The sequence below is a fragment of the Rhizobium sp. 268 genome (genome assembly GCF_036571585.1).
GTDB classification, from domain to species: Bacteria; Pseudomonadota; Alphaproteobacteria; order Rhizobiales; family Rhizobiaceae; genus Rhizobium; species Rhizobium redzepovicii.
The window spans coordinates 92,060-119,019 of record NZ_JAPPSO010000017.1 but is presented as its reverse complement, the minus strand read 5'-3'; the positions used below and the strand labels follow the sequence as shown (position 1 = coordinate 119,019).

Annotated in this window: 24 protein-coding genes and 1 pseudogene; 7 read left to right on the top strand and 18 right to left on the bottom strand. The window is 60.5% G+C overall.

Annotated features, from left to right (window positions below; translation table 11 throughout):
• The first annotated feature begins 392 nt into the window (after positions 1-392).
• Complete coding sequence (gene gstI, locus OS035_RS27980) at positions 393-584, top strand: glutamine synthetase translation inhibitor GstI (protein WP_097626596.1); 192 nt, start codon at positions 393-395, stop codon at positions 582-584.
• Positions 585-668: 84 nt separating this feature from the next.
• Here the strand turns inward: gstI and OS035_RS27975 are convergent, their stop codons facing one another.
• The 7 genes from OS035_RS27975 to OS035_RS27945 form a co-directional block, all read right to left on the bottom strand.
• On the bottom strand, positions 669-1,589 hold the full coding sequence (locus OS035_RS27975) for a sugar kinase (protein ID WP_097626598.1): 921 nt from the start codon (positions 1,587-1,589) through the stop codon (positions 669-671).
• Between the two features lie 140 nt (positions 1,590-1,729).
• A complete protein-coding gene (locus OS035_RS27970) occupies positions 1,730-2,071 on the bottom strand; it encodes a hypothetical protein (RefSeq protein ID WP_097626600.1) in 342 nt (113 codons plus the stop codon).
• A 111-nt stretch (positions 2,072-2,182) separates the two neighbouring features.
• A complete protein-coding gene (locus OS035_RS27965; RefSeq protein WP_097626602.1) occupies positions 2,183-3,193 on the bottom strand; it encodes an ABC transporter ATP-binding protein in 1,011 nt (336 codons plus the stop codon).
• Complete coding sequence (locus OS035_RS27960) at positions 3,186-4,193, bottom strand: ABC transporter ATP-binding protein (protein WP_097626604.1); 1,008 nt, start codon at positions 4,191-4,193, stop codon at positions 3,186-3,188. The genes OS035_RS27965 and OS035_RS27960 overlap by 8 nt, the downstream gene beginning before the upstream one ends.
• 2 nt (positions 4,194-4,195) lie before the next feature.
• On the bottom strand, positions 4,196-5,113 hold the full coding sequence (locus tag OS035_RS27955) for an ABC transporter permease (RefSeq protein WP_097626606.1): 918 nt from the start codon (positions 5,111-5,113) through the stop codon (positions 4,196-4,198).
• Positions 5,110-6,033 carry an ABC transporter permease subunit gene (locus OS035_RS27950; RefSeq protein ID WP_071087984.1) on the bottom strand — a complete coding sequence of 308 codons (924 nt, stop codon included), beginning with the start codon at positions 6,031-6,033 and terminating at the stop codon, positions 5,110-5,112. Before OS035_RS27950 ends, OS035_RS27955 begins: the two co-directional genes overlap by 4 nt.
• Before the next feature lie 48 nt (positions 6,034-6,081).
• Positions 6,082-7,662 carry a peptide ABC transporter substrate-binding protein gene (locus OS035_RS27945; RefSeq protein WP_003592969.1) on the bottom strand — a complete coding sequence of 527 codons (1,581 nt, stop codon included), beginning with the start codon at positions 7,660-7,662 and terminating at the stop codon, positions 6,082-6,084.
• 285 nt (positions 7,663-7,947) lie between these two features.
• Here OS035_RS27945 and bglA point away from each other — a divergent pair, with 285 nt between their 5' ends.
• On the top strand, positions 7,948-9,594 hold the full coding sequence (gene bglA / locus OS035_RS27940) for a beta-galactosidase BglA (protein ID WP_183777580.1): 1,647 nt from the start codon (positions 7,948-7,950) through the stop codon (positions 9,592-9,594).
• Positions 9,595-9,809: 215 nt separating this feature from the next.
• Here the strand turns inward: bglA and OS035_RS27935 are convergent, their stop codons facing one another.
• The 3 genes from OS035_RS27935 to OS035_RS27925 all read right to left on the bottom strand — a co-directional run bounded on the left by OS035_RS27935 (position 9,810) and on the right by OS035_RS27925 (position 13,026).
• Positions 9,810-10,046 (bottom strand): hypothetical protein, encoded by a 237-nt coding sequence (locus tag OS035_RS27935; protein ID WP_239620149.1) that lies wholly within the window; start codon positions 10,044-10,046, stop codon positions 9,810-9,812.
• A 58-nt stretch (positions 10,047-10,104) separates the two neighbouring features.
• The gene (ade, locus tag OS035_RS27930; RefSeq protein ID WP_097626610.1) at positions 10,105-11,802 is read right to left on the bottom strand and encodes an adenine deaminase; all 1,698 of its coding nucleotides are present in this window, start codon (positions 11,800-11,802) and stop codon (positions 10,105-10,107) included.
• 120 nt (positions 11,803-11,922) lie between these two features.
• A complete protein-coding gene (locus OS035_RS27925; protein ID WP_097626612.1) occupies positions 11,923-13,026 on the bottom strand; it encodes a branched-chain amino acid ABC transporter substrate-binding protein in 1,104 nt (367 codons plus the stop codon).
• Between the two features lie 462 nt (positions 13,027-13,488).
• Between OS035_RS27925 and OS035_RS27920 the strand changes: the two genes are divergently transcribed.
• Entirely contained in the window at positions 13,489-14,403 is a 915-nt protein-coding gene (locus OS035_RS27920) for an HD-GYP domain-containing protein (protein WP_097626614.1), read from the top strand.
• A gap of 77 nt (positions 14,404-14,480) precedes the next feature.
• Here the strand turns inward: OS035_RS27920 and OS035_RS27915 are convergent, their stop codons facing one another.
• The 6 genes from OS035_RS27915 to OS035_RS27890 all read right to left on the bottom strand — a co-directional run bounded on the left by OS035_RS27915 (position 14,481) and on the right by OS035_RS27890 (position 20,250).
• Complete coding sequence (locus OS035_RS27915) at positions 14,481-15,806, bottom strand: aspartate aminotransferase family protein (RefSeq protein ID WP_097626819.1); 1,326 nt, start codon at positions 15,804-15,806, stop codon at positions 14,481-14,483.
• 303 nt (positions 15,807-16,109) lie between these two features.
• Positions 16,110-16,427: an ArsR/SmtB family transcription factor gene (locus OS035_RS27910; RefSeq protein WP_003592984.1), complete on the bottom strand. Its 318-nt coding sequence runs from the start codon at positions 16,425-16,427 to the stop codon at positions 16,110-16,112.
• Positions 16,428-16,543: 116 nt separating this feature from the next.
• Positions 16,544-17,293 (bottom strand): HugZ family pyridoxamine 5'-phosphate oxidase, encoded by a 750-nt coding sequence (locus OS035_RS27905; RefSeq protein WP_097626616.1) that lies wholly within the window; start codon positions 17,291-17,293, stop codon positions 16,544-16,546.
• Between the two features lie 31 nt (positions 17,294-17,324).
• Entirely contained in the window at positions 17,325-18,377 is a 1,053-nt protein-coding gene (gene choV / locus OS035_RS27900; RefSeq protein WP_097626618.1) for a choline ABC transporter ATP-binding protein, read from the bottom strand.
• A complete protein-coding gene (choW, locus tag OS035_RS27895; RefSeq protein ID WP_003592987.1) occupies positions 18,374-19,219 on the bottom strand; it encodes a choline ABC transporter permease subunit in 846 nt (281 codons plus the stop codon). Before choW ends, choV begins: the two co-directional genes overlap by 4 nt.
• A 74-nt stretch (positions 19,220-19,293) precedes the next feature.
• Positions 19,294-20,250: a choline ABC transporter substrate-binding protein gene (locus OS035_RS27890; protein WP_097626620.1), complete on the bottom strand. Its 957-nt coding sequence runs from the start codon at positions 20,248-20,250 to the stop codon at positions 19,294-19,296.
• Between the two features lie 235 nt (positions 20,251-20,485).
• Between OS035_RS27890 and OS035_RS27885 the strand changes: the two genes are divergently transcribed.
• The 3 genes from OS035_RS27885 to OS035_RS27875 all read left to right on the top strand — a co-directional run bounded on the left by OS035_RS27885 (position 20,486) and on the right by OS035_RS27875 (position 23,664).
• On the top strand, positions 20,486-21,088 hold the full coding sequence (locus OS035_RS27885) for a thymidine kinase (protein ID WP_331814271.1): 603 nt from the start codon (positions 20,486-20,488) through the stop codon (positions 21,086-21,088).
• A gap of 137 nt (positions 21,089-21,225) precedes the next feature.
• A complete protein-coding gene (locus OS035_RS27880) occupies positions 21,226-22,299 on the top strand; it encodes a hypothetical protein (protein ID WP_131711384.1) in 1,074 nt (357 codons plus the stop codon).
• A gap of 234 nt (positions 22,300-22,533) precedes the next feature.
• A complete protein-coding gene (locus OS035_RS27875) occupies positions 22,534-23,664 on the top strand; it encodes a DUF2333 family protein (RefSeq protein ID WP_183777581.1) in 1,131 nt (376 codons plus the stop codon).
• A 13-nt stretch (positions 23,665-23,677) separates the two neighbouring features.
• Here the strand turns inward: OS035_RS27875 and OS035_RS27870 are convergent.
• Positions 23,678-24,136 (bottom strand): annotated as a pseudogene (locus OS035_RS27870) (PAS domain-containing protein); the annotation flags it as partial.
• A 61-nt stretch (positions 24,137-24,197) separates the two neighbouring features.
• Positions 24,198-24,923 (bottom strand): helix-turn-helix transcriptional regulator, encoded by a 726-nt coding sequence (locus tag OS035_RS27865; RefSeq protein ID WP_183777582.1) that lies wholly within the window; start codon positions 24,921-24,923, stop codon positions 24,198-24,200.
• 327 nt (positions 24,924-25,250) lie between these two features.
• On the opposite strand from OS035_RS27865, the gene OS035_RS27860 reads away from it, so the two are divergent.
• Entirely contained in the window at positions 25,251-26,933 is a 1,683-nt protein-coding gene (locus OS035_RS27860) for a hypothetical protein (protein ID WP_331814270.1), read from the top strand.
• Positions 26,934-26,960 lie beyond the last annotated feature (27 nt).

Sequence of the window (26,960 nt, the reverse complement as noted above, 5' to 3'; positions counted from 1 at the left end):
GAGACGATCTCGGCGCGCAAGCGCACCCAACCGCCAGGGGATGCACCTTCAAAAGCACGTAGCGTGCCAGTTCGGCCGCCGGGACAAGAAAAATCGCAGGTCAGCCGGTCGGGATGAATTTTGCTTTTGCAAAAACCACCCCGTTTTGACGGCTGAAGGCCGTATCATCAGCAGGAAACTGAGTTTTCCGCTTGGAACCGGATGAAAATTTCGGCGTTAGCCTGGCGTGATGAAGTGTTGAACAAATAGGCGGGCGCTTTCGCTGTAGACAGCATATCGATCAATCATAATATGGATATGCATATAATTTGTGCAATTTGCATAAACTATGTGCATCGTGTTATGGTCCTGGCGTTAAATGTCGATGCGCCGAACTGAATGGAGGCGATCTCATGCCCACCGGTTTCCATCGTGAATCCGCAACGATCTATCAGTTTCCTGTCAAGCCGCCGCGGGCCGCCAGCCGGTTCGAACGCGCCAAGCTGATGGAGCGCGAGGCCGCCGATATTTGCGACGCGGCGCTTGACAGTTGCTGGTACCATGACGAGGCGGTTCGCGAGACCGATCGGCCGACGAAGTCCTGAGGTCCTACCCATTTTAACGGGTCAGCCGAGGAGGCGGGGGAGCGCCTCGTACATGGCATTCGTACCGAATTTCTATGCGCGGGCTTAGCCGCCATCCAATCCGAGTTTTTCCTTTGCCACCAATGCGCCGTGTTCGCTGACGACACGGGCTGCGACGCCTGCGGCGAAGCGGGCGGCGGCGGTCGCATCCGCTGTTTCCAGATAGTGCGCAAGGAAGGCGCCGTTGAAGCTGTCGCCGGCACTGGTGGTATCGACCACTTGCTCGACCTTCTCGGCCGGAACGAAGCTCTCCTCGCCGGCGAAATTCAGCCTGACCCCGTCCGCGCCATTCTTGACGACGATATGGACAGCGCCCAGCGCGCGATAGCGGTGGACCGTCGCTTCAATGGAATCGTCACCGAAATGGGCGGCTTCGTCGTCGAAGCTCGGCATGATGAGGACGGAGGAGCGTGCGCCCTCGCTGATCGTCGCGTGCATGATGTCATAGCTCGACCACAGGCGGGGCCGGATGTTCGGGTCGAACACCACAAGCTTGCCGGCGGCCTTGGCGCGGCGGATTTCGGCGAGCAGCGTTGCCGCGTCCTCCTGCGGCAGGATGGCAAGGGTGATGCCGGAGAAATAGACGAGGTCAGCGCTCTCCACCGCCTCGCGCAGGCTGTCGGGATCGGCGGCCAGGCTGCGGGCGGCCGAACTGTCGCGCCAGTAGCTGAAGGAGCGTTCGCCGTTCTTCAGATTGATCATGTAAAGGCCGGGCGTTTTACCCCTGATGCGGCGGATGAGGCTTGTGCCGATGCCCGCCTTGTCGATGAAGGCCACCATTTCATCCGACATGGCGTCGTCGCCAAGCGCCGTAAAATAATCGACCGACCAGTCGGGGCCAAGGCAGGCGCGGGCATACCAGGCGGTGTTGAAAGTATCGCCGGCGAAACCTTTGCGCAGCAGGCCGTCGCCTGCCTGCGAGAGTTCCACCATGCATTCACCGATCGATAGAAACCGTCTGCTCACCTTGTCCTCCCGCACTGCTCTTAATCGCTGATACGCGGAGCCAGGCGGAGTGACAAGCGTTGATATATGGATGCCGATATCGCAGGAGGTAAAAGCCCGCCTTCGCGAACATGGCGAAGGCGGGCGGCGGCGGGGGCTGCTTATTCGTGGATGGTGTAGCTGCCCATCTGGCAAAGATCCTGCGTATCTTCGGTGGTCGCGAGGTTTGAGCCTTCCTCGAACTCGAAGCGCATATCGTATTTGCAGACGGTGCGGCCATCGGCGATGGTGATATCGATGCTTTCGCCCGGATCGAGAACGTCTTCGCCGAAGACGTCTTCCTCCCAGTCGGCGACGCCGGTCGGCGAGCTGTAGAAGCGCGTCAGGACGGAGTCGGTGCCGTTAGTGAGCTTGAACTTCAGATCTTCGGCCTGTGCCGAAATGGCGGAGGCAGCGATGATCGCAGATGCAACTGCGATCAATCCCGATAGTCTCGATTTCATATATGCGTTCCCCTAACCCATGATTGGGCGGGAAACAGTTAGCACGTGCTCAGATAAATCTTTCTTATCGGGGACTTTAGAACCCAAAATAAGTCCGCTTTTCCAAGCGCTTCATCCTGAGATTGCGTCGCCGCTCATTGGCCTGTCCATATGATAGCAGGCTGCCTTCTGGCCGGGACGGACCTCCTCGGTCGGCGGCATTTCGGTGCGACAGATATCGGTCGCCTTCCAGCAGCGCGGCGAGAAGACACAGCCTTTCGGCGGGTTGAGCGGCGAGGGCGGATCGCCCTGCAGGCGGATGCGGGTGCGCAGGCGCGCAAGCTTCGGATCCGGGATCGGTGCTGCGGAAAAGAGCGCCTGCGTATAGGGATGGGCGGGATGGTCGAAGACGGTGGCGCAGTCGCCTGCCTCTACCACTCGGCCGAGATAGAGCACCAGCACATCGTCGGAGATCAGGCGGACGACGGAAAGGTCGTGGCTGATGAAGATCAGCGTCAGGCCGAACTCCTTGCGCAGTTTACGCAGAAGCGTAATCACCTGGCCCTGGATCGAGACGTCGAGGGCCGAAACCGGCTCGTCGCAGATGATCAGCTTCGGTTTGGTGACGACGGCGCGGGCAATGCCGATGCGTTGCGCCTGGCCGCCGGAGAATTCGTGGGGATAGCGGTTGATCATCTCCGGCACCAGCCCGACGGCGGTCATGATCTCGCGGACACGTTCGGTGCGCTCGGCCTTGGAAAGCTTCGGCTCGAAAACGGTGAGCGGTTCGGCGATGATGTCTCCAACGGTCATGCGCGGGTCGAGCGAGGCGATCGGATCCTGGAATATGATCTGCATGTCGCGGCGGGCGGCACGCATTTCCTCCTCCGAGAGGTCGAGAAGATTGCGGCCCTGCCATAGGATGCGGCCCTTTTGCGATTTCAACAGCCGTAGGATGGAGCGGCCGAGCGTCGACTTGCCGCAGCCGGATTCACCGACGACGCCGAGGGTGCGGCCTTCGGCGAGATCGAAGCTGACATTGTTGACGGCGGTGAGGAAAATCGGCGGCTTGAACAAGCCCTTTGCCGGCAATTCGAACTGGGTCGTCAGGTTCTCGACCCTTAGCAGCGATCGGTCAGCCATGGTTCAGCAACTCCTCACGACGCGGGAACGGGTGGTAGCAGGCGGCGCAGTGGCGCGGTGCCAGGGTTTCGAGCGGCGGCGGACGGTCGATGCAATCGTCCTGGACCTGCGAACAGCGCGGCGAGAAATTGCAGCCTTTCGGCAGGTGCTGCAGGTTCGGCGGGCGCCCGGGGATGACGACGAGCTCGTCGACATCCTGATCCGGGCGTGGGATCGAGGCGTGCAGCGCCGCCGTATAGGGATGGGCGGGATTGTCGAAGAGCTCGTCGACGGGCGCCTCCTCGACGATGCGGCCGGCATACATGACGGCGACGCGGTCGGCGAGGCCGGCGACGACGCCGAGATCGTGGGTGATCATGATCAGGGCCGTGTTCATCTCCGCCGTCAGGTCGTTGAAGAGATCGAGGATCTGCGCCTGGATGGTGACGTCGAGCGCCGTCGTCGGCTCGTCGGCGATGAGCAGCTTCGGTTTGGTGAGCAGCGCCATGGCAATGACGATGCGCTGGCGCATGCCGCCTGAGAGTTCATGCGGATAGAGGTGAAAGCGCCGCGTCGGGTCGGGGATGCCGACGCGTTTCAGCATGTCGAGGGCAGCGTCCGATGCGGCGCGAGCCGTCAGGCCGCGGTGAACCTCAAGCTGTTCGGTCAGCTGCCGTGAAATCTTGAGCGAGGGATTCAAGGCGGTCATCGGGTCTTGGAAGACCATCGCCATGTCCTTGCCGCGGATCTGGTCGAGCTCGCGCGGTTTCAACGACAGTACATCCCTGCCTTCGAGCAGCGCCTGTCCAGTCGTTCTCCCGTTCTTGGCGAGAAGGCCCATGATGCCCAGGAAGGTCTGGCTCTTACCCGAACCGGATTCGCCGACAATGGCAACGCGTTCGCCGGGCCGGACGGTGAGGTTCATGTTCGAGACCGCCTTCACCTCTCCATCCGGCGTTTTGAAGGTGATCGAATAATTCTTGAGTTCGAGGAGGATGTCTTTTTGTGTTTCGTAGGGCATTCTTAGCGATCCTTCGGGTCGAACGCGTCGCGCAGGCCGTCGCCGATGAAGAGCAGACTGAGCAGCAGGGCCACGAGGAAGCTTGCCGGAAAGATCAGCAGCCAGGGCATGCTTTCCATGGCGTCGGTGCCCTCGGCGATCAGGGTGCCGAGCGAGGTCAGCGGTTCCTGCACGCCGAAGCCGAGATAGGACAGGAAGCTTTCGGTGGCGATGATTTCAGGCACGGTCAGCGCCGCGAAAATGACTACCGGTCCGACGAGGTTCGGAATGATGTGCTTGACGATGATCTTGAATGGCCGCTGGCCGGAGGCACGGGCCGCCTCGATGAATTCTCGATGCTTGATCGACAGTGTCTGGCCGCGCACGATGCGGGCCATGGTCAGCCACTCCAGCGCGCCGATGGCGGCAAAGAGCAGATAGACGTTGCGGCCGAAGATCACCATCAGCAGGATGACGAAGAGGATATAGGGAAGCGCATACATGATATCGACGAAGCGCATCATGATCGCGTCGAGTCTGCCGCCGATATAGCCGGATATGGCGCCGTAGAGCACGCCGATGACGACCGAGACGACGGTTGCCGTCAGCGCTACGGCCAGCGAAACGCGAGTGCCGTAGAGCACGCGGGCAAGCAGGTCGCGCCCGTTCGGGTCGGTGCCGAAATAATGGCCGGTCTCGATCGACGGCGGGATGCGGAAGGCGGCCCAGTCCGGATCCTCGTAATTGAAGGGAATGAACCAGGGGCCAAGGAAGGCGGCGAGGACCAACAGCGCCAGGACGGCGATTGACAGAACGGCCGCCTTGTTACGCCCGAGGCGGCGGAGCGCATCCCTGGTGAGCGAGCGGCCTTCAGGTGCGAGGCCTTCCGCCTCCAAAAGCTCCTCAGCAAGCAGTTCGCGTTTTGCGGGGTTGAGGATCATCGGTTTCTCACTTTCGGGTCCAGCCAGGCATAGGCGATGTCGACTAGAAGGTTCAGAAACACGATCAACACCATGTAGAAGATGACCGTACCGAGAACCATGCCGTAATCGCGGTTCAGCGCTGCGTTGACGAAATAGCGGCCGATGCCGGGCAATCCGAAGATGCTCTCGACAACCAGCGAGCCGGTGAGAAGGTAGCTTGCCGCCGGACCGAGATAGGAAACGACAGGCATGAGCGCGGGCTTCAGCGCATGGCGCATCACCGTCAGCCGCGGGCCGATGCCCTTGGCCTTGGCCGTGCGGATGAAGTTCTGGTTCATCACTTCGATCATCGAACCGCGGGTGATGCGCGAGATGCGGCCTGCATGCGGCAGGGCCAGAACGACAATCGGCAGGATCAAGTATTTGATTGAGCCGTCACCCCAACCGCCGACCGGAAACCAGGCGAGGTGGATGCCGAAGATCAATTGCAGGATGGGCGCGATCAGGAAGTTCGGCAGCACGACACCGACCAGGATAAGGGCGCCGAGAATATAGTCCGGCGTCTTATTCTGGTAGAGCGCCCCAAGGCAGCCGACGGCGATGCCGACGATGATGGCGATCAGGAACGCGGCGGTACCGATGGTGAAGGTATAGGGCAGACCGATCATGATCTGCTGGGCCACGGAAAAATCCTCGCTGGCGAAGGAGGGGCCGAGATCGCCCCGCAGCAGGTCCCCGACATAGATCAGGTACTGCTGAATCAGCGGCTTATCGAGATTGTAATGAACCGCGAGATTTTTCAGGATCACCGGCGGCAATGGCCTTTCGCCATCGAAGGGGCCGCCGGGGGCAAGGCGCAAAACGAAAAAACAGGCTGTGACGGCGATCCACAGAACCGGGATCGTCGATAGCAGGCGACGGAGGGCGTATTTGATCATGATCGTGGGCCGGTCCTTGCTGCAGAGCGCGGCAAGGACCGTTTTCCCTTACTCTTTCATCGACAGCCAGCGGGTGCGGTGGATGTCCTGAATGTTATCGACGAAACCTTCGATCTTCGGTGAGACGACGTTCTTCGAAACATAATAGTAGATCGGAAGGGCGGCGGAATCATCCAGCGCCAGCTGTTCGGCTTTCTTGAAGATTGCGGCGCGCTTGGCGAGATCGGTCTCGGCGTTGCCGTCCTTGATCATCTTGTCGTAATCAGGATTGGACCAGCGGCCGTAATTCATCTGAACGCCTGTGACCAGGAGGTTCAGGAAGTTGTCTGGGTCGTTGTAGTCGGCCAGCCAGCCGGCGCGGCCGATCTGCACTTCGCCGCGCTGCAACTGGTCATAATGGACTTTAGTCTCGGCGTTGACGAGTTCGACATTAACGCCGAGCGGCTTCCACATCGAGGCGATCGCCACGGCGATGCGCTTGTGGTTGTCGTTGGTGTTGTACTTGAGCTCGGCGGTCAGCGGATGATCCGGACCGAAACCGGCTTCCTTCAGCAGCTTCTTGGCTTCTTCGACCTTGTCCTTATAGGGAAGATCCTTCCAGGAGACGTAGGCCGGTTCGCCGTAATTTGCCGTGCCCGGCGGGACCCAGGAATAGGCCGGCAGTTCGCCGGTGCCGAGAATCTGCGGGCCGATGACTTCGCGGTTGATCGCCATGGAGAGAGCCTGGCGAACGCGCTTGTCGGCGAAGGGCGGCTTGGTCGAATTGATGACATAGTAATAGAGGCCGGAGAAGGGAGCGACATGCGCCTGGCCCGGAAGGTTCTTCTTCATCCACTCGTATTGGTCGGTGGGGAAATCGGTCAGGATATCGAATTCGCCGGCGCGGTAACGTTTCAGTGCGGCTTCCTGATCCTCGAGCACGAAGAACTTGGCGCCGTCAATCTTCAGGTCCTTGGTGCCGTACCACTGGTCGTTCTTGACCGTGGTGACATGCGAGCCCGGAACCCATTCGACCGGCTTGTAAGGTCCGTTGGTGACGATATTGCCGATCTTGACCCAATCCTGGCCCTTCGCCTCGACGACGTGCTTCGGCAGCGGATAGGCGGTGTAGTGCATCAGAGCGTTGAGGAAATAGGGCGTCGGGTTTTCGAGGGTGATTTCCAGCGTCTTGTCGTCGATCGCCTTGACGCCGAGCTGGTTGAGGTCAGTGATCTCACCCTTGTTGATCTTTTCGGCATTCTTGATGGTGAACTGCAGATAGGCATAATCGGCGGCGTTCTTCGGGTCGACGAGGCGCTGGAAGGCGAAGACGAAGTCTCCTGCCGTTACCGGCTGGCCATCGGACCACTTGATGCCGTCGCGAAGCTTGAAGGTGTAGACTTTGCCGTCAGGCGAAATCGTCCAGCTTTCGGCCTGGCCGGGGACCGGATTGTCCTTGGCGTCTTCCGTGACCAAGCCTTCGAAAATGTCGCCGGCGATACGATTCTCCCAGTCGCCGGACAGCTTCTGCGGATCGAGCGATTGCGGGTCGCCGCCATTGTGAATATTCAGCGTGGCCGCATGCGCTGAAAACGCCAGCAATGTGCCAAACATTGCGGAGGCGAGAAATTTTTTCGTGAACTGGTTCATGGTGGGTCCACCTTTCTAGGCTTTGCGCCTTTATTAGACATCTGTTCCCGAGATTTTGACCTCTTACGTGCAGGTCAGTGCGCACCTTATCGCAAAGGAATCGCGTTGCAACCCCAAATCCGGAGGCTGGAAACGGGTTGTGGACAAGCCTATATACGTCTCCCCTTTGTTGGATCGCGACGACACATTGCGACATCTCCGGCACCTCCATGACGGTCTCACATGTTGTCTTTTGTTTCGTCCGCTTTAGTGTGGCGGGCGCTAACGAGGCAGGAGATGTAGCCGATGGCATTGCAGGCAGGCAGGAATGCGGACTGGTGGCGCGGCGCGGTAATCTATCAGGTCTATCCGCGCTCGTTTCAGGACACCAACAGCGACGGGCTCGGCGACCTCAAGGGGATCACCCGCCGGCTGCCGCATATCGCCAGTCTCGGTGTCGACGCGATCTGGCTTTCGCCCTTCTTCAGGTCGCCGATGGCCGACATGGGCTATGATGTTTCCGATTATTGCGACGTCGACCCGATCTTCGGGACGCTCGCCGATTTCGACGAGATGATGGCGGAGGCGCACAGGCTCGGCATCAAGGTCGTCATCGACCAGGTGATCTCGCACACATCGGACCGGCATCCCTGGTTCGTCGAGAGCCGGACGAGCCGGACCAATGCGAAGGCGGACTGGTATGTCTGGGCCGATCCGAAGCCGGATGGCACCGCGCCGAACAATTGGCTGTCGATCTTCGGCGGGCCGGGCTGGGAGTGGGACGGCGTGCGCCGGCAATATTACCAGCACAATTTCCTGACCTCGCAGCCGGACCTCAATTTCCATAGCAGGGAAGTGCAGAATGCGGTGCTGGAGACGGTGAAGTTCTGGCTCGACCGCGGCGTCGACGGCTTCCGGTTGGATACCGTCAACTATTATTTCTGCGACAAGCAGCTCAGAAGCAATCCGCCGCACGAGCCCGATGAGGATGATGCAGGCCTCGATGCGCCCGACAGCAATCCCTATGGCATGCAGAACCATCTCTATGACAAGACGCAGCCGGAAAACGTCGATTTCCTCAAACGCTTCCGGGTGCTGCTCGACCAATATGAGGATCGTACCACCGTCGGCGAGGTTGGCGACGGCGCGCGTTCGCTGAAGACGGTGGCGGCCTATACGAGCGGCGGCGACAAGCTGCACATGTGCTACACCTTCGATCTGCTGGGACCGGATTTTACCGCCGAGCATATTCGCGGCTGCGTCGAAGCTTTCCAAAAATCCGTGACAGACGGCTGGGTCTGCTGGGCTTTCTCAAATCACGACGTCATGCGCCATGTCAGCCGTTTTGCGGTGACGGAGGAAGAGCGACCCGTCATCGCCAAACTGGCAATCTCGGTTCTTTCGGCGCTGCGCGGTTCAATCTGCCTCTATCAAGGCGAGGAGCTCGGCCTGCCGGAGGCGGAGCTTGCCTTCGAAGATCTGCGTGACCCCTACGGCATCCGCTTCTGGCCGGCCTTCAAAGGCCGCGACGGATGCCGCACGCCGATGCCCTGGGAGGCGGGCAAGGCGCATGCGGGCTTTACCTCCGCCGAAAAGAGCTGGCTGCCGGTGCCTTACGAGCAGGCGGCACTTTCCGTGGATACACAGGAGGGGAGCGACAGCTCGGTGCTGCATCACTATCGCAAGTCGCTCGCATTCCGGAAGAGCCATCCGGCACTGATCGACGGCGAAATGACCTTCATCGGCACCAATCAGGATCTGCTCGTCTTCACCCGGGAAAAGGACGGCGAAAAACTACTCTTCGTTTTCAACCTGACGCGCAAACCGGCGGAATTCCGTCTGCCTGAAGGCATGGTGTTGGGCGAACCGCTCGAGATGCCCGGGTTCGAGGCGGTGTCGGTTTCGGGGCTGGTGAAGCTTGCGGCGCTGGACGGGTTCTGTGCGCGGCTTTGAGGATCAATCAGCAGTTTGTCGTAATCCCCATGGGAGCGGATCCAAAACCAGATGAGGTCGTCGCTATCGCGGACGGCTAAAGCTCTCCAGGACGCGCCAACGCGTGCCAACCAAAAGCGGCCGACGCGCTTGAAATGCAGGGATGGATGTCTGGGTTCTTGTTTGCGCCGATCGAAATTTTCGTCGGCAGCTTCCGGATCTGCTTACGCAAGCCGTCATAGGCCACTCAGAAGGAGGGAGTTGCATGGTGTTTCAGAGCGGCCTTGTTTTTTCGGCGCGAAAATCTGCCAAGGCCTTCTCCGCGAAACGATCGAGCTTGCCGCTCGCGGCGTCCCTTCCATCCGTCGATCCCAGCGTTCGGCCTTAAGGGCTTCAAACCACGCTGAAAAGGCCTGGAACTCCTGCTTGTCGAGTTCGGTCACGGATTTTTCAATCTGTTCCAGCTTGGTCATGATTTGCTCCAGCGATATCGCAAAATAGGTGCTGGCGCGGAATTTGCTATGGATTCCATCACCCGATCAGCGCGAACTTGTCCACATCGACCATGCCGCGGTCGGATATTTTCAGGTGTGGGATGACCGGCAGCGGCAGGAAGGCGAGCTGGAGGAAGGGTTCTTCCAGCGTGGCGCCGAGCGCGAAGGCGGCCTTGCGCAGATGGTGCAGGGTGTCCCGGACTGTCTCGTAAGGCTCAAGGCTCATCAGGCCGGCGATGGGCAGGGCGATTTCGCCCGTGACCTTGCCGCCCTCCACGACGACGAAGCCGCCCTTGATTTCGGTGAGGCGGTTTACGGCGCGCGCCATGTCGTCCTCGTCGACGCCGACGACGCAGATATTGTGGCTGTCATGGCCGACGGTGGAGGCGATCGCGCCCTTCTTCAGGCCGAAGCCCTGGACAAAGCCGTTGGCGTGATTGCCGTTCTTGCCGTGGCGCTCGATGACGGCGACCTTGATGATGTCGTTGGCAAGATCGACCGCCGTTTCGTTGCCTTTGACGGGCAGCCGGTAACGGCGATGCTCGGTGATGATCTTGCCCGGCATGACGCCGATGACCGATGTCTCGCCCTCCCTGGCCGGCACGCCGAAATGGGCCGCGTTGACCGGTCTGGCCTTGACGCTGTCGAGGCCGATCGGAGCGACCGGCTTGCGCGTGGAAAAGAGCGCGTCGGTGACGCGGCGGCCAGCGGAGAAGACCATGTCGGCACGGCAGTTTTCCAGACTGTCGAGAACCACGAGATCGGCGCGCCAGCCCGGCGCCACCAGGCCGCGGTCCCGGAGGCCGAAGGCACGGGCGGCCGAGATCGAGGCGGCGCGATAGATCGCCAGCGGCTCGACGCCGTTAGCGATCGCCGCGCGGATCATGTGATCGAGATGGCCCTGTTCGGCGATATCGAGCGGATTGCGGTCGTCGGTGCAGAGCGCGAGATAAGGCGATAGCCGCTCGGTGATGATGGGGATCAGTGCAGCGAGATCCTTCGACACGGACCCCTCGCGCACGAGGATATGCATGCCCTTGCGGATCTTTTCCAGCGCCTCGGTGGCGGTCGTACATTCATGCTCGGTGCGGATGCCGGTTGCGAGATAACCGTTGAGGTCGTTGCCGGACAGAAGCGGTGCATGACCGTCGATATGGCCGCCCTGGAAGGCGTCGAGCTTAGCCATGCAGACGGGATCCTTGTGGATCACGCCGGGGAAATTCATGAATTCGGCAAGGCCGATGACCTTCGGGTGATGGCGGAAGGGCAGGAGGCGCTCGATCGGCAGATCGGCGCCAGAGGTTTCAAGATGTGTTGCCGGCACGCAGGAGGAGAGCTGGACGCGGATGTCCATGATCGTCTCGAGCGCGGATTGGAGAAAGAATTCGATGCCGGCGGCGCCGAGCACATTGGCGATTTCGTGCGGATCGCAGATCGCGGTGGTGACGCCATAGGGCAGAACGCAGCGGTCGAATTCGTGCGGCGTGACGAGCGAGGATTCGATGTGCAGATGCGTGTCGATGAAGCCGGGAACGACTGTTTTTCCCGATATGTCGATCTCAGTTTCGCCCTGATAATTGCCTGAGGTGCCGACGATGCGATCGGCTCCCATGGCGATATCGGAGCGGACGAGTTCGCCGGTGACGAGGTCGAAGAAACGGCCGCCCTTCAGCACGATATCGGCCGGCACGCGGCCGACCCCTTGGTCGATGAGGCGTTCGAGTTTGCTGGTCATGGCCTTGCTCACATTGCAACCGATTCCTAAACTTTATAGCCGATCTGCCGCCACAAGCGAGTGCCACAAACGAAACCGGGCGCCACAGGGGGCGCCCGGTCGATGGCGATCAGCGATAGTTTATTCAGCGGCGACGATCTTGCCGCCTTCCCATTTGTAGAGCGAGAAGCTCTGCGAGGTGAGGTCGCCGGTTTCGCCGTAGGTGACCTTGCCGATAGCGGTCTGGATTTCCTTGCCGTCTTTCAGCGCGGCCGCGACGGCTTCGGCATCCTCGGCGCTGCCGGCCTTCTCGATGCCGGCTTTCAGCACTTCGACGGCGGCATAGGCGTTGAGCGTGAAGGCCTCGGCCGGGATGTTCTTGGCAGCGAGCGCATCGGCGGCAGCTTTGGAATCCGGGTTCTTGGTGGCGTCGGAGGCATTGGTGAACAGCGTGCCTGCCGCCGCATCCGTGCCGATCGCCCAGAACTCGGTGTTGGAGAGGCCATCGCCGCCGATGATCGTCGCGTTGGCGGCGAGGTCATGCAGCTGGCGGGCGAGCAGGCCGCCTTCCGGGTGATAGCCGCCGAAATAGACCAGGTCGACCTTTTCCGATTTGACGCGGGTGGTGAGCGCGCTGAAATCCTTGTCACCGGGAGTGATCGCGTCATTGACAACTTCGGTCATCCCACCGGCGTTCAGCGTCGCCTTGAAGGCGTCGGCAAGCCCTTTGCCATACGCGCCCTTGTCGTTGACGATGGCGATCCGCTTGTCCTTGAAATTCTTCAGCACGTATTTGGCGGCGACTTCGGCCTGCTGGTCGTCGCGGCCGCAGGTGCGCAGCACATTGGTGAGGCCGCGCTTGGTGAGGTCGGGGGCGGTCGCGGTCGGGGTGACCATCAGGACGCCATTTTCAGCCAGAACGTCCGAAACGGGGATCGCAACACCCGAGGTCACCGGGCCGACGACGAAGCGAATGCCGTCGCCAACGACCTTGTTGGCGGCGGAAACGCCCTGCTTCGGTTCGCCGGCATCGTCGGCCAGCTCGAGGACGACCTTCTCGCCGAGAATGCCGCCTTTCTTGTTGATCTCGTCGACGGCGGTCTGAGCGCCGTTCTTCACCTGGTCGCCATAGGCGGCGACGGGGCCCGTCAGCGGCGCAATCAGGCCGATGGTGATATCGGCATGGGCAAGCGGCGCGAAGGCAAGCGACGCGACGAGTGTCGCCGTCAATGTCTTGAGGGTCATTGTCTGTCTCCTTGGGTGGGGTCCTTCGACCCGCGATGAGGTGCCGCGCCGGTTTTTCCGATCATTCCACGGCCCTTTGGGCCGTGCCAAGGACGATCGACAAGGGCGCGATCAGTGAGCTGCCGGCCATATTTGACTCGGGAAGGCTCATGACGAGATTTCTAGGAATTTTGACGGGATTGCGCAAGTTTATAACAAATGGGAAGCGAAATGCGATCGATGCGGCCGGAAACTCTGCGAAGGCGGTTACTTTCTCTGCTTTTCGGTGATTTCTCATCGGCAAAGCTGCGAAGGGAAGCGCCTCCGCCTAAGCGAAACCACCTCGTAGGGTTGTCTTTATCTTTCCCATTAACCGTTAGTTTGGCTGATGGCAGTAGTATCCCCCGATACCCGAAATACCGCAGTATTGAAAAAGAGACCCAGACAGATAATTAGATAGACACATCGGGAAACAGAGACTGGATGCTCAAGCGTATCGACGCCAGCCAGGTGCGTATCGGAATGTTTGTGGAGGCCGTCGAGGGCCTGTGGCAGGATCCGCTTTTGTCCAAACGCAGGTTTTCGCTGCGGCGCGAGGTCGATGCCGCGAAAATTCGCAAATGCGGCACTGCCAGCGTCGTCATCAACACCAGCAAGGGGCTCGATACCAACGGCCTGCCGGGACGTGACATCGAGATCGATATCCAGGCCGCGCGCGAGACCGTCCAGAAATCCGTGCAGGTGCTGGACGAGGCTTTCGCCAGGCTGCGGAATGGCGATGCGATCAGTGTCGCGCATGTGGCGCCGGTGATTTCTTCGGTCTCCAAGTCGATGGAGGAAAACCCCTCGGTTTTCCTGAACGTCACGCGTTTGAAATCGAAAGACGAAGTGACCTTCCTCCATTCCATTTCGGTGAGCGCGCTGATGATCCTGTTCAGCCGCCATCTCGGACTCGACGAGCAGACGGTCCAACTGCTCGGCACCGCGGGGTTGCTGCATGATGTCGGCAAGCTTGAAATTCCGCTTGAGGTGCTCAACAAGGCAGGGCCTCTGGAAAAGGACGAGATCACCCTGATCCGCGGCCATCCGGAGAAGGGACACGCTTTCCTGTCGCGGCAGGAGGGCATGTCGGAGATCGTTCTCGATGTCTGCCTCAATCATCATGAGCGCATCGACGGCAAGGGCTACCCGCATCGGCTGTCCGGCAGAGAGTTGAGCCTCCATGCGCGAATTGCCACGATCTGCGATGTCTATGACGCCATCACCTCGGTGCGGTCATACAAGGCGGCGTGGAACGCGAGCGAGGCACTGAAGTGGATGTTCGGCAATGAAGGGCACTTCGATCGCCGGCTCCTGAAGAAATTCGCCCTCTGCCTTTCCGTCGCCTCCGTGACCTGAGGTTTTTTCTGCGCCGAAACGAAAAGACCCGCGGGGATTTTGTCCGCCGCGGGCCCGAAGCGCTTATGAACGCGTCTTCAGATGTTGTTCTGCAGGATCGTCCGCAGCTTGCCGAAGAGTTCGTCGATATGGTGTTTCTCGATGATCAGCGGCGGGGAGAGCGCGATGATATCGCCGGTGGTGCGGATCAGCAGGCCGCTTTCATAGGCTTTCAGGAAAGCGGTGAAGGCGCGCTTGGTCGGCTCGCCGGCGATCGGATCGAGCTCGATCGCGCCGATCAGGCCGGTGTTCCTGATGTCGATGACGTTGGGGCAGTCCTTGAGTGAATGCAACGCGTCGGCCCAATAGCCGGAAAGCTCGGCGGCACGCGTCAGCAGCCCTTCTTCCTTGTAGGTATCGAGCGTGGCGAGGGCGGCGGCGGAAGCGATCGGATTGCCGGAATAGGTGTAGCCGTGGAAGAACTCGATCATGTGCTCCGGGCCGTTCATGAAGGCATCATGGATCTCGGAGGTGACGAAGACGGCGCCCATCGGAATGACGCCATTGGTCAGGCCCTTGGCGGCGGTGATCATGTCGGGCTTGACGTCGTAATATTGCGCGGCGAAGGGGGCGCCGAGGCGGCCGAAACCGGTGATGACCTCGTCGAAGATCAGCAGGATGCCGTGCTTGGTGCAGATCTCGCGCAGCTTCTGCAGATAGCCCTTCGGCGGAATCAGAACGCCGGTGGAGCCGGCCACCGGCTCGACAATGACGGCCGCGACCGTCGAGGCGTCATGCAGGGCGACGATGCGCTCCAGTTCGGTGGCAATGTCGCCGCCATGCTCGGGTTCGCCGCGGGTGAAGTTGTTCTTGCCGGGCTGATGGGTGTGCGGCATGTGATCGACGCCGGTCAGCAGCGTGCCGAACATTTTGCGGTTGGTGACGATGCCGCCGACGGAGATGCCGCCGAAATTGACGCCATGATAGCCGCGCTCGCGGCCGATCAGGCGGAAGCGTGAACCATTGCCCTTCACGCGGTGATAGGCGAGCGCCACCTTGAGCGCCGTCTCGACGGATTCGGATCCGGAATTGGTGTAGAGAACGTGGTTCAGGCCTTCCGGCGCAATGTCAACCAGCCGGTTCGCCAGCTCGAAGGCCTTGGGGTGGCCGAGCTGAAAGGCGGGGGCGTAATCGAGCTCGCCGGCCTGCTCGCGGATCGCCTCGGTGATCTTCGGGCGGCAGTGGCCGGCATTGACACACCAGAGGCCGGCCGTGCCGTCCAGCACCTGGCGGCCGTCATGGGTCGTATAATACATGTCCTTGGCGCCGACGAACATACGCGGCTCCTTCTTGAATTGGCGATTGGCCGTGAACGGCATCCAGAAGGCGCGAAGATCGTTCGGTGCGTTGAGGCGATTGGACATGCTGTTCTCCTGGCCGCTGACGGCCCGTTCCCGGGGCTTCACGCCCATATTTTGACTGCCCGGTCAAATTATCAGGGCTTCTTGAAGCGTCAACGGTAAAACGCCCGAGAGCCACTCGGGACAGGAAGCCTTGAGTTTGAGCATATCCCGGGACCGGCAGGTGCAGAAAAAAAGGGCACGACCGGCAAATCGCAAGATTTACCGGTCGTGCCATAAGGTTCAGGTGCTGAAATATCGTTGCCGCGCCTCCGGGAACATCCCCTTGCGGCATGGCATCGGCCGACATTCATGTCAGCGCTATCATCAAGCGGCGGATCTATTCCTGTTTGTCACCAGGTAGATGTCTTCGAGCGTTGCCAGGATCTTCATGACCGGCTCGGAGGTGCTGGAATAATAAATGGTCTGTGCGTCACGCCGGGTCTTCACCAGCTTCTGTGCGCGCAGCTTCGACAGGTGCTGGGAGAGTGCCGACTGGCTGAGGCCGACCTGCGTTGCAAGCACGCCGACGGCCACTTCGCCCTTCACCAGGCTGCACAGGATCAGCAATCTCTTGGGATTTGCCATAGCCGACAATAGAGCTGCCGCCACATTGGTGTGATCGGCCAAATCTGTGGTTTCCATATTGTTATCTTCCTAATGCGAAACGTACATCATGCTTGTTGGCACTGGCCGTCAGTCGGATTTTGACCGACGCCCAAAAACTAGCAATTGGGGTCGAAGATTGTATATACCTAAATTTAAGGTATCGAGTATGCTATTTTAGACATGTTTGAACAAATGTGATCGGCATCCCGAGCGAGGGTTTCGAATTCATACCGCAGCAGAAAATCGCCGGAAATCATATCGAAACCTGAGGGATCGATACCACAAATGCGCCAGGAAGCCGATTCCGGCGCTTTCAGCCTGGCAGCAAGGGCCTCGGCCACATCGGGGTGCCGTTCTACTAAATCTCGCACTGTTTCTGCCGCGCCGGCGGCAATCTCCTCATTGGCAGCCGACTGGATGATGAGGTCGTTCCCATTGAGCTGGTAGGCGCGGCCGAAGCCGCCATTGAGGCTGGCCTGCTCCGGCTTGAGGCGGAAGAAGAGGAAATCGGGAAAGTCGATATAAAGCTTTGCCTTGGTGTGGCGAGCGAGAAAACGCGTGCGCAGACGCTCGTGGAAGGCGTTGCCGCGCTCGACGGGTTCCGCCAGGCATTGGGTCGTCAGGCGAGGGTGGGCAAGCGGATCGCCCTTGCCGGCCTCGCCGGCCAGGAGCGAGGCGCGCGCGTCATGGCCGAGCGCTTTGGTATGGGCCGAGAGTTTCGAAACGAGAATGACGGGGGTGCCGTCAATATCGGTCGCGACGAGCACGCGGCTGGCGAAGGGAAAGCCGGTCTCGGGGTCGAGAACGGCAATCGCCGCGTGCCGCGCGGAGCGCAGAAGCACGCGGGCGAGTTTGCGGGCGTCGTCGTCGGTTTCGCGTATGGGCGAGGGCTGATCTTTCATATCCGCTTTGTGGCAAAGCGGATTGAAAACATCAAGCGTCCTGCTTGCGGCGATGGCGGGTAAGGCCGGCGACGATATCCTGGGCCGAGATGGTACCGACGATCGTGCCGTTCTCGACGATGCCGATGCTGCCCGGCTGGCGGGCAAGGGCATCGAGGATATCGACGAGCGGGGTCTCGGCGCGGGCCGTGGCGCTGACACTCATGCCGGCGGCTGTCTGACCGAGTCCGGACTGCATCACGTCGGCCGCCGTCAGCATGCTGATCGGATTGAGATGCTGCACGAAATCGGCGACATACTGGTCGGCGGGGTTCTTGACGATGTCGTGCGGCGTTCCGCACTGGATGATGCGGCCGCCCTCCATGATGGCGATGCGGTTGCCGATGCGGAAGGCCTCGTCGAGATCATGGCTGACGAACAGGATGGTCTTCTTCAGCCGCCGCTGGAACTCCAGAAGTTCGTCCTGCAGGCGGGTGCGGATCAACGGATCGAGCGCCGAGAACGGTTCGTCCATCAGCAGGATCGGGGCGCCGGTGGCAAAGGCACGGGCCAGTCCAACGCGCTGCTGCATGCCGCCCGAGAGCTCGTTGACCTTGCGGTCGGCCCATTTCGCCAGGTTGACAAGTTCGAGCTGCTCGCCGACGCGCTGTTTGCGTTCGGCCTCCGGCATGCCGGCGAGTTCGAGGCCGAAGCCGACATTCTCGGCGACCGTGCGCCAGGGCAGAAGAGCGAATTGCTGGAACACCATGGAGACGGTGTGGGTGCGCAGCTCCCGCAGGGCCTTGGCATTGCATTTGTAGGGATTGACGGAGCCGGTGGCCGTGGAGACCGCGACATCGCCGCGCACCACCGGGGCGAGCCCGTTGACGGCGCGCAGCAGCGTCGACTTGCCCGAGCCGGAAAGGCCCATCAGCACCAGAATCTCGCCTTCCTCGATCGTCAGCGAGGCATTGGCGACGCCGAGCACGAGGCCGGTAGCAGCGCCGATTTCGTCACGTGTCTTGCCCTGATCGGCCATGGCAAGCGCTGTTTCCGGCCGGTCGCCGAAGATGATGCTGACATCCTTGAAGTTTACCGCGGTCATGCTCCGTCTCCTTCACCTGCCGCGCGGAACATGCGGTCGAGAATAATGGCCAGGATGACAATGCAGAGACCGGCTTCGAAGCCTTTCGCAACATTGACGGTGTTCAGCGCCCGCACGACAGGCACGCCGAGACCATCGGCGCCGACGAGGGCGGCGATGACCACCATCGACAAGGACAGCATGATGGTTTGGGTGAGGCCCGCCATGATCTGCGGCGCGGCGAAGGGAAGTTCTACCTTGCGCAGCACCTGCATCGGCCGCGCGCCGAAGGCGACGGCGGCTTCCACAAGCGAAGGCGGCGTCGAGATGATGCCGAGGCGCGTCAGCCGGATAGGGGCGGGGATTGCGAAGATGACGGTGGCGATTAGCCCCGGCACCATGCCGAGGCCGAACAGGATGAGCGCCGGAATGAGATAGACGAATGTCGGAATGGTCTGCATGAGATCGAGCGCTGGGCGCATGGCGGCATAAATCCAGGCGCGGCGGGCGGCTGCAATCCCGAGCGGAATGCCGATCACCATGCTGACGAAAGTGGAGGCCAGCACAAGAGCGAGCGTCTCCGTCGTTTCCTTCCAGTAGCCCTGGTTCATGATCAGCAACAGACCAAGACAGGTGAAGAGGGTCACCGCAATCGATCGGCGCAGCCAGAAGGCGATGGCGGCGATGACGGCGATGACGATCAGCGGGTGAGGCTTCTGCAACACGAAAAGCAGCCCGTCGATAACGTGCGACAGCACGGAGGCGAGTTGGTCGAAGAACCATGCGCCGTTCGAGGTGAGCCAGTCCACAAAGGATTTTGCCCAGGGGCCGATGGGAATCTTAAAGTCGGTGATCCAATTCAAGAGCGCGCGCCTATCCAGAAAAAATCAACAATGGACAAAATGAAACGGGGCGGCTCGCCGCCCCGTTCATAACATCAAAGGCCGAGACCGGTCTTGGCGGCCGCCAATGCGTCGCCCTTGCCGTCGCGGGTCTTGACCCCTGCGAGCCAAGGCTCGAGCGCAGAAGGGTTCGCCTTCAGCCATTCGGAAGCGGCAGCTTCCGGCTCCTTGCCGTCATCGAGGATCTTGCCCATGATCTGGTTCTCCATGTCGAGGGAGAACTTCAGGTTCTTCAGCATCGTGCCGACATTCGGGCATTCATCGAGATAACCGGCGCGGACATTGGTATAGACCTTGGCACCGCCGAAGTCGGGACCGAAGACGTCGTCACCGCCGGTGAGGTAGGTCAGCTTGAAGTTGGTGTTCATCGGATGGGGCTCCCATCCGAGGAAGACGACGGGCTTGCCTGCTTTCTCTGCACGGGCGACCTGAGCGAGCATGCCCTGTTCCGAGGATTCGACGACTTCCATCTCCTTCATGCCGAAGGTGTTCTTTTCGATCAGGTCCATGACCAGACGGTTGCCGTCGTTGCCGGGCTCGATGCCATAGATCTTGCCGTCGAGATCGTCCTTGTGGGCGGCGATGTCCTTGAAGTCCTTGATGCCGAGTTCGGCGCCCTTGGCGTTGGTGGCGAGTGTGTACTTGGCGCCGACGAGGTTGGGGCCGAAGGATTCGACTGACTTGTCATCGAGATAAGGGCGGACGTCCTTTTCCTGCGTCGGCATCCAGTTGCCGAGGAAGATGTCGATGTCCTTGTTCTTCAGCGAGGTGTAGGTGACCGGCACCGAGAGAACCTTGACGTCGGTCTGATAGCCGATGCTCTTCAGGACGACGGCTGCGGTGGCGGTGGTGGCGGTAATATCCGTCCAGCCGACATCCGAGAAGTGGACCGTGGAGCAGCTGTCAGGATCGGCGGCGAAGGCGGCGGTCGCAACGGAGAGGGCGGCGACGGCAGTTGCAGTAACCAGTTTGAACGTGCTTGTTGTTTTCATTTTAGACTCCCAGTCTTTAAGTTCCCAAGCCAACCACCAATAGCCGAGTTTGACAAGCGACCTCAGTGCGTTTGCGTCGTATCGACCCATGCGATTGCGACGTCGGCGGATTTTTCGCGGCACCTGGTTTTCAGGCGGCTCGGCGATTTTCGGGCTGGGATTCCTGTGATTATCGCCGCCAGGGGGCTTTTCTTTGCCATTATGAGCTTCAATAAACCGATCAAGGAGAGATCGGATGGCAAAACTCTATTTCAACTACTCGACGATGAACGCCGGCAAGTCGACGATGCTGCTGCAGGCCTCCTATAATTACCAGGAGCGCGGCATGCGCACGGTGCAGCTGATCGCCGCCTTCGACGAGCGCACCGGCCGGGGCGTCATCGGCTCGCGGATCGGGCTGGAGGCAAGCGCCATCCCCTTCGAGCCGCATGAGGACCTGTTCCGGCTGATCGCGACGCTGAGCGGAGAGGGGGCGCCGATTGCCTGTGTTTTCGTCGACGAGGCGCATTTCATGACGCCCGTCCATGTCTGGCAGCTTGCCCGCGTCGTCGACAGGCTCGGCATTCCTGTGATGGTCTATGGGCTCCGAACCGATTTCCAGGGCAAATTGTTTCCGGCCTCGCAGGAACTATTGGCGATCGCCGACGAAATGCGTGAGGTGCGGACGATCTGCCATTGCGGGCGCAAGGCGACGATGGTGGTGCGGCTCGACGCGGAGGGGAGAGTGCTGCACGAAGGCGCGCAGATCGATGTCGGCGGCAATGAGAAATATGTCTCGCTCTGCCGCAGGCATTGGGATGAAGCGATGAACGGGGCCTGGATTGCCGAGCCGGTCTGAAGACGCGGCTGCCGCCTGTTTCTTTGGCGCCGCAAGCGACCTGCTTTCCATTTTACGCAATTCCGGGCGGAAAACCGCTTCACACTTTTCGGCATCATGCTCTAGCTTGGGCGATATGAGATTCCCTGGAGACGCCTGTGCGCAAACCTCCGCCATTCCAAAGCCAATACGAAGCTGCCGGCAGCCTTGCCGAGAGGGTTGCGGTCGACGGAGCCTATTGTGTGGGCGCGATCAGCGCGTTTAGCGGCGATGAAGCACGGTCGGCCGACGAGGTTTTCCTCGAGCAGAACGCTCGGTTCCAGGCGCATATCGCCGATGCTGAAGCACTCGACGCGCTGCAGGCCGAGCTGGTCTTTTCCCTCGACCGGCTGACGGCCGAGGTTTCCGCCGATCTCGACAGCTTTCGGGGGCTGACGCTGCGCGAGAAGATGGCCGGCTGGACGTCGCGCCAGCGGATGTGGCGCATGTACACCGAACGCGTGCGCGAGGCTCCGGTCATCGAACGACTGCTCGAGCTTCTGACGAAATCGGATGCGCTCGCCAGGCTGATCGCCGGCCAGCGCGCTGCGATCATAGGGCGGCATAGGGTCGCCGAACGCGGTCTCGTCGACATCGTCGAGCAACGGCGCCGGCTGGTCGATTCCATCGATATCGCCCGTCTCAAGATGAAGGAGCTCAACGCCAAGGCGCTAACGACGCAGGGCCGTATCGGCGTCTACGGCAACAGGGCGCATTGGGAGCAGATGGAGGCGGAGCGGCGGGCGCTGAAGGCGGAGGCCGAGCAGATTTCCGCCGGAGAGCACGAGATGCGCGACGACAGCCAGCGGCGCGAACGGTTCATCGGTCTGTTCCAGAGCTTTGTGGATTCGCTGAACGGCCGGATCGCCGCCTGCAACGTGCTGCTGCGCAAATTGATGATCGACGTCGAGGAGCGGTTGATCATCTACCAGGCGCAGGTCGATACCGACAGGCCGGGCATGAAGATGCGGATCAAGCCGGAACTCTTTCCCGATATCGCCGCGCCGATCGGGCTGTTCGAGAAGGGCATGCTGGTCGCCCAGGATCTGGAGCGGCGCAAGAGCCGCGCCGATCTGGAATTCGCCGGCAGGTTTCCCGCCTATGCCGAACCGCTGCCGGAGACATCGGGAGCGCCTCTGATCGACACGGTACGCAGGTCCTTCCGTTTCAGCCTGCCTTTCCTGCGTTCCTGACCCGCGAGGCCGTTCGCGCCGCTGTCGCGATGCATTCATCCGAAAAATCGAGGGCTCGTGTTGTGCTCGGCCCGTCGAGCGCATATGTGGGGATGGCAATGTCCCGCTGCAGAATTCCTTAAATCGGAATCGATTTAAGGAATTCTGCAGTAATTGAAAGTGTTACAGCGTCCTTAGCGCGTCTGAAAAGACGCGCGGCGCTGTGGCGTTTGCCTCGCCTGACAGGAGACGACGATGCTTGATCGGATAGCCGGTTTTTTCAGGCTGATCGGCCAGACGATCGGTCGCTGGGCCCGCCTGTTTTCCGCCTGGGCCTTCTGGCCCTTTCTTGCCGCGCATGGCTGGTATCAGCGCCGGAGCTGGATGATCCGGCTGCCGGTCATCGCGCTCGTGGCGCTCTTCGTCGTGCTCTACGGCTATTTCTTCTGGCAGACGCAGGTCTGGTCGAATTTCAACACCGCCTTCGTCGACCAATACCGGCTTTCCGAGCGCAAGGTTGCCGCGGGACAGGACGTGCCGGTCGCGGAGGGAAGCAACAGCTCAGCCGCCAAGACCTGCCAGCGTTCCGCCATCGTTGACGTCACGGCCGACCTGACCGACTTCAACGTCAATCAGAACGCATGGATCTCCTCGATGCTGCTCTATAAAATGGGCTTTTTCGGCATCGACTGGGATCACACGCCTTTCCTTGATAATAAGGCGTCGTTCCAGCGCGGCATCAATCAGGCGGTCCGCCGGACGTCGGCGGAGCTTGTCGATACGCTGGGGCGGGTGCGCGGCACGTCGGGCATCAACAACGATCTGCAGAGCGCCCGCGGTAACTTGCAGTTCGACGAATACAGCTGGTATTTCGGGCTCAATCCCTTCGGGCCGAAGACGCCGACGCCCTCTTACTACCGCTCGGCGATCGGCAGCCTGCGCCAGTTCAACACCGATCTTTCCGCCTGCAGCGTCATTTTCGACGGCCGCGCCGACAACCTCATGCAGTTCATCGACCGCATCGCCAACGATCTCGGCGGTACGTCCGACATGCTCGCCGAACGTTCGGAAAATCACAACCGCGGTTGGTTCGATACGCGCGCCGACGACCGGTTCTGGTTTGCCTATGGCCAGCTCTACGCCTACTACGCCATCCTTGCCGCCGCGCAGGCGGATTTCTCGCAGGTGGTGCAGGAGCGCAATCTCGGAGCGGTGTGGGGCAGCACGATGCGGCAGTTCCAGGCAGCGCTGCGCATTCAGCCGGCGATCATCTCGAACGGGCGCGAAGACGGCTGGATCATGCCGAGCCATCTCGCCACCATGGGTTTCTATATTCTGAGGGTGCGCTCGAACCTCGTCGAGATCCGCTCGGTGCTCGACCGCTAAAATTCGGGGGGCAGCGCAGTCTCGTATCGTCCTCGAAGCCGACGACGCGCAGCCTCTCGACGAACTCATAGGTGACGCCGACTATGCCGCCGCCGCTTTGACCGTCCCGGAAACGGCCGACGCTGCGCACCAGCTTGTGGCCGCCAAGCCGATTGCAGACGCGGTATACGAAATGGAACCCGACGCCGTGAAGGCTCGCCTCTTCGAAGGTCTGGGCGATCAGGCTGCGGTCGTCCTCATGGATGCGCGACATCAGCTCGGCCAGATTGACGGGGCCGTCGCTGTAGGGGAGGTCGAAAATCGCGTGCACGTCCTCGCTTGCAAAGAAATGTCCCGCCTCGATGTCGATGCGCCAGAAGCCGAAAAGGCGATAGGCAGCAAGCATCTGGACGATTTCCGCATCGGTGATGCCGATGTGGGCGCGGGATTGCTCAGTCTTGTCGCTGACGGGCTGTTCGAAGCGAAGAGACACGTTTCCCCCAGATCACGGGTCCCCAGATTACGGGACGACGTCCAGACTCTGTTCCGATACCTCAGTTGATCAGCTTCAATCGAATTGCCTTAGCGACCAACTGGGTGCGGTTGACGCAATCGAGTTTTTTGATCGCGTTGGTCATGTAGGCGTTTACCGTATGATCCGAGAGCGCCAGGATCTGGCCGATTTCGATCGAGGTCTTGCCCTGGGCAGTCCATCGCACAACTTCCAGTTCTCTGGTCGACAGCGCGTTATGCGCGCATTCCTCATTCCGCTTGACTGCATTATATGCATCGAGCGCATGCAGAATGATCATTGCCAGCTCGTTGACCTCGCTCTGGCCGAGTGCGGCGCGCTCGCCACAGAACCAGAAGACCAGGCGCTGGCCATTTGCAGCAATGGTCGGCATGGCAACGCCCGCCGGTATGTCATGGCGCAGCATCAGGGCGCGCAGTTCGGCGGGGAAGGCTTGACCATTGGCGGCGTCGTTCAGATGCCATGCCGGGGGGACGGCGGATTCCCTCAGCCGCAAGCCGAAAGGACAACCGCGCATCATGTGGGCGCGGTCGAACTCCTTGATATAGGCGGCCGGAAGCGAGCTCTCGATCAGCAGGGGTTTCAGCAGGAGGTCTTCCGGGGAGGGCGCGTGCATCAGGGTCGCATGCGACAGTCCGAAGGCGGCGGAGACCCTGCCGAGCGCTTGCGCAAACAGGCTGCGCGTCCGTGCAGTGGCAAGCTCTGCCGAAAGCGATGATTGTCTTTCAGAGGTAGTCATATAAGACATCTGTACGCCCCCGGCTGCCCCAATGTTAACGCTATCAAACACAGAAAGCCGGCGGGATGCTAGTCCCAATTGACTTAGCGCAAGCTGATTTACTCGAATTGTGTAAAATTATTGAGGGGCGATCGCGCTTTAGTTGAGTTTTGACTTGCAGATATACCGTTACGGTATCTTCGATCTCCTTCACGCCGCATAGCCATGGGTCTTGCGCAGTGATGCACGGAGAGAATCACTTGGGGGAGGCGGCGGCAACAGGTGCTGAAATCCGGCTTGCTGGCGATCAAGGCAATTGCTAAGCATCTTGCCATGTATAATTGAGGCAATTTAATCGTGCGCTCTGCGATTTCTTTTTTCGTGCAGTCCCTGCTTTCCCCGATACTACTTGTTTTATTATTTTTGACTCTGCCGATCGGAGCTGCAACCTCGCAGGCTGCCGGAGAGAAGAAGCAGGCAGGGCAGCCGCCAATGCGCTTCATCCTCGTGCACCATCCCCTCTGCACGGAAGACTGCCCGGGATGGGTGTCGGCAGAGGGTCGCATAACTTCTGATACACCGGCCCAACTCCGAAAAATGCTGAAGAAGGTCGGCGGCCGGAAACTGCCGATCGTGTTCCGGTCCGAGGGCGGTGATGTCGAGGCCGCTTATGCGATGGGCCGGATGATCCGCAAAGCCGGTCTTGAGACGGCGGTCGGTGGCGCACGGCTGAAGGATTGCCCGGCCGACGATCTGCGTTGCGATGCCGCTATCACAAAGGATGGGACCGCGCTTGGCTACGCCTATTCGGAAGGTGCATATTGTTTTTCCGCCTGTCCGCTTGTATTGGCCGGCGGTACGTCGCGTGTCGCGTCGCAATGGGCTTTGATCGGCGTTCACCAGATCACGACAGTTTATAACAAGGTGCGTGTCTCCTACCGCATCGAATACAAGATCGTGAACGGCAAGAAGAAGGAAATCTCCCGCAAGGAGGTTGGACGCAAATCAGCAGGGCAGAGCAGTTCCACCAAGCTCGGCAAGAAGGCCGGTGCTGCGTTGACAGCCTATTTGAAGGAAATGGGCGTCAGCCAGGATGTGATCGGCCTGATGATGAGCGCCACGCCTGAGAATATCAACATCGTACTGCCCGCGGAGGCACTTCGGACGGGTCTCATCACCGATATGCTCTCCTACAATGAGTGGCCCGGCATGCCGCTCTGCGCGAGGGATGCAGCGGCCGAGGCAGTCTGTCACGGCCACCCGGTCGCCCAAGCGCCCGTGGTGGCTGCGACGCCTGTATCCAAGGCGCCGGCGCAGGATGTGGCCGCGGTCACAAGCGAGACTCCACCGGAAAACCGGCCGATGGATTTTCTGCTGATGTACAACGGCAATTGCAAGGACGAGTGCACCCAATGGATTTCTGCCGAAGGAGAGATTACGCCGGAGACACCGGCTCGGCTGCAGGCGATCTTGAAAACGCTTGGTGAACGAAAGCTGCCGGTCGTCCTGCAATCCTATGGCGGAGACATGGACGCGGCTTTTGCGATGGGGCGTGCAATCCGGGCTGCTGGTCTAGAGACTTCGATTGGCAGAACGCGGTTGCCCCACTGCCCGACGCTGGACCCGCGTTGCAAGGCGAGCATGGTCAAAAGCGGACCGACTGGAGGCGAGGTCTCCGCCGGCGGTGCATACTGCCTTTCGAGCTGTACTCTTGTCCTGATGAGCGGAATGCCGCGGCTTGTCGGATATTCCGATATCGGCCTCGTCCGGCCCACGACAGCTGAATATACGAAATTCTTCGCCTATTTCGAAGAGATGGGCGTCGGTCCCCAGACATATGAGACGATGATGTTCGCGACGTCGATCGAGCGAGACAAGATACTGCGTTCGCAGGCATTCGATCTCGGCATCATCAATGGTATCATTCCTTACGGTGAAGAGCCCGGCCTGCATTTCTGTGGGCCAGACGCGAAGGAAAGTCTCCGATGCCTCGGAAATCAGAAGGCCGGGATCGTTCCTGCCACAGCGTTGGCAAATTGATATCGGACTGCGGAAGAACATTTCCTG

Coding starts and splice junctions, on each gene's coding strand:
- OS035_RS27890 (WP_097626620.1), bottom strand. CDS start 20,250: ATGAAAACAACAAGCACGTTCAAACTGGTTACTGCAACTGCCGTCGCC.
- OS035_RS27905 (WP_097626616.1), bottom strand. CDS start 17,293: ATGAAAGATCAGCCCTCGCCCATACGCGAAACCGACGACGACGCCCGC.
- bglA (WP_183777580.1), top strand. CDS start 7,948: ATGGCATTGCAGGCAGGCAGGAATGCGGACTGGTGGCGCGGCGCGGTA.
- OS035_RS27970 (WP_097626600.1), bottom strand. CDS start 2,071: ATGAAATCGAGACTATCGGGATTGATCGCAGTTGCATCTGCGATCATC.
- ade (WP_097626610.1), bottom strand. CDS start 11,802: ATGACCAGCAAACTCGAACGCCTCATCGACCAAGGGGTCGGCCGCGTG.
- OS035_RS27945 (WP_003592969.1), bottom strand. CDS start 7,662: ATGAACCAGTTCACGAAAAAATTTCTCGCCTCCGCAATGTTTGGCACA.
- OS035_RS27915 (WP_097626819.1), bottom strand. CDS start 15,806: ATGTCCAATCGCCTCAACGCACCGAACGATCTTCGCGCCTTCTGGATG.
- OS035_RS27865 (WP_183777582.1), bottom strand. CDS start 24,923: ATGTCTTATATGACTACCTCTGAAAGACAATCATCGCTTTCGGCAGAG.
- OS035_RS27920 (WP_097626614.1), top strand. CDS start 13,489: ATGCTCAAGCGTATCGACGCCAGCCAGGTGCGTATCGGAATGTTTGTG.
- OS035_RS27875 (WP_183777581.1), top strand. CDS start 22,534: ATGCTTGATCGGATAGCCGGTTTTTTCAGGCTGATCGGCCAGACGATC.
- OS035_RS27885 (WP_331814271.1), top strand. CDS start 20,486: ATGGCAAAACTCTATTTCAACTACTCGACGATGAACGCCGGCAAGTCG.
- choV (WP_097626618.1), bottom strand. CDS start 18,377: ATGACCGCGGTAAACTTCAAGGATGTCAGCATCATCTTCGGCGACCGG.
- OS035_RS27965 (WP_097626602.1), bottom strand. CDS start 3,193: ATGGCTGACCGATCGCTGCTAAGGGTCGAGAACCTGACGACCCAGTTC.
- OS035_RS27955 (WP_097626606.1), bottom strand. CDS start 5,113: ATGATCCTCAACCCCGCAAAACGCGAACTGCTTGCTGAGGAGCTTTTG.
- OS035_RS27910 (WP_003592984.1), bottom strand. CDS start 16,427: ATGGAAACCACAGATTTGGCCGATCACACCAATGTGGCGGCAGCTCTA.
- OS035_RS27960 (WP_097626604.1), bottom strand. CDS start 4,193: ATGCCCTACGAAACACAAAAAGACATCCTCCTCGAACTCAAGAATTAT.
- OS035_RS27950 (WP_071087984.1), bottom strand. CDS start 6,033: ATGATCAAATACGCCCTCCGTCGCCTGCTATCGACGATCCCGGTTCTG.
- OS035_RS27925 (WP_097626612.1), bottom strand. CDS start 13,026: ATGACCCTCAAGACATTGACGGCGACACTCGTCGCGTCGCTTGCCTTC.
- OS035_RS27935 (WP_239620149.1), bottom strand. CDS start 10,046: ATGACCAAGCTGGAACAGATTGAAAAATCCGTGACCGAACTCGACAAG.
- gstI (WP_097626596.1), top strand. CDS start 393: ATGCCCACCGGTTTCCATCGTGAATCCGCAACGATCTATCAGTTTCCT.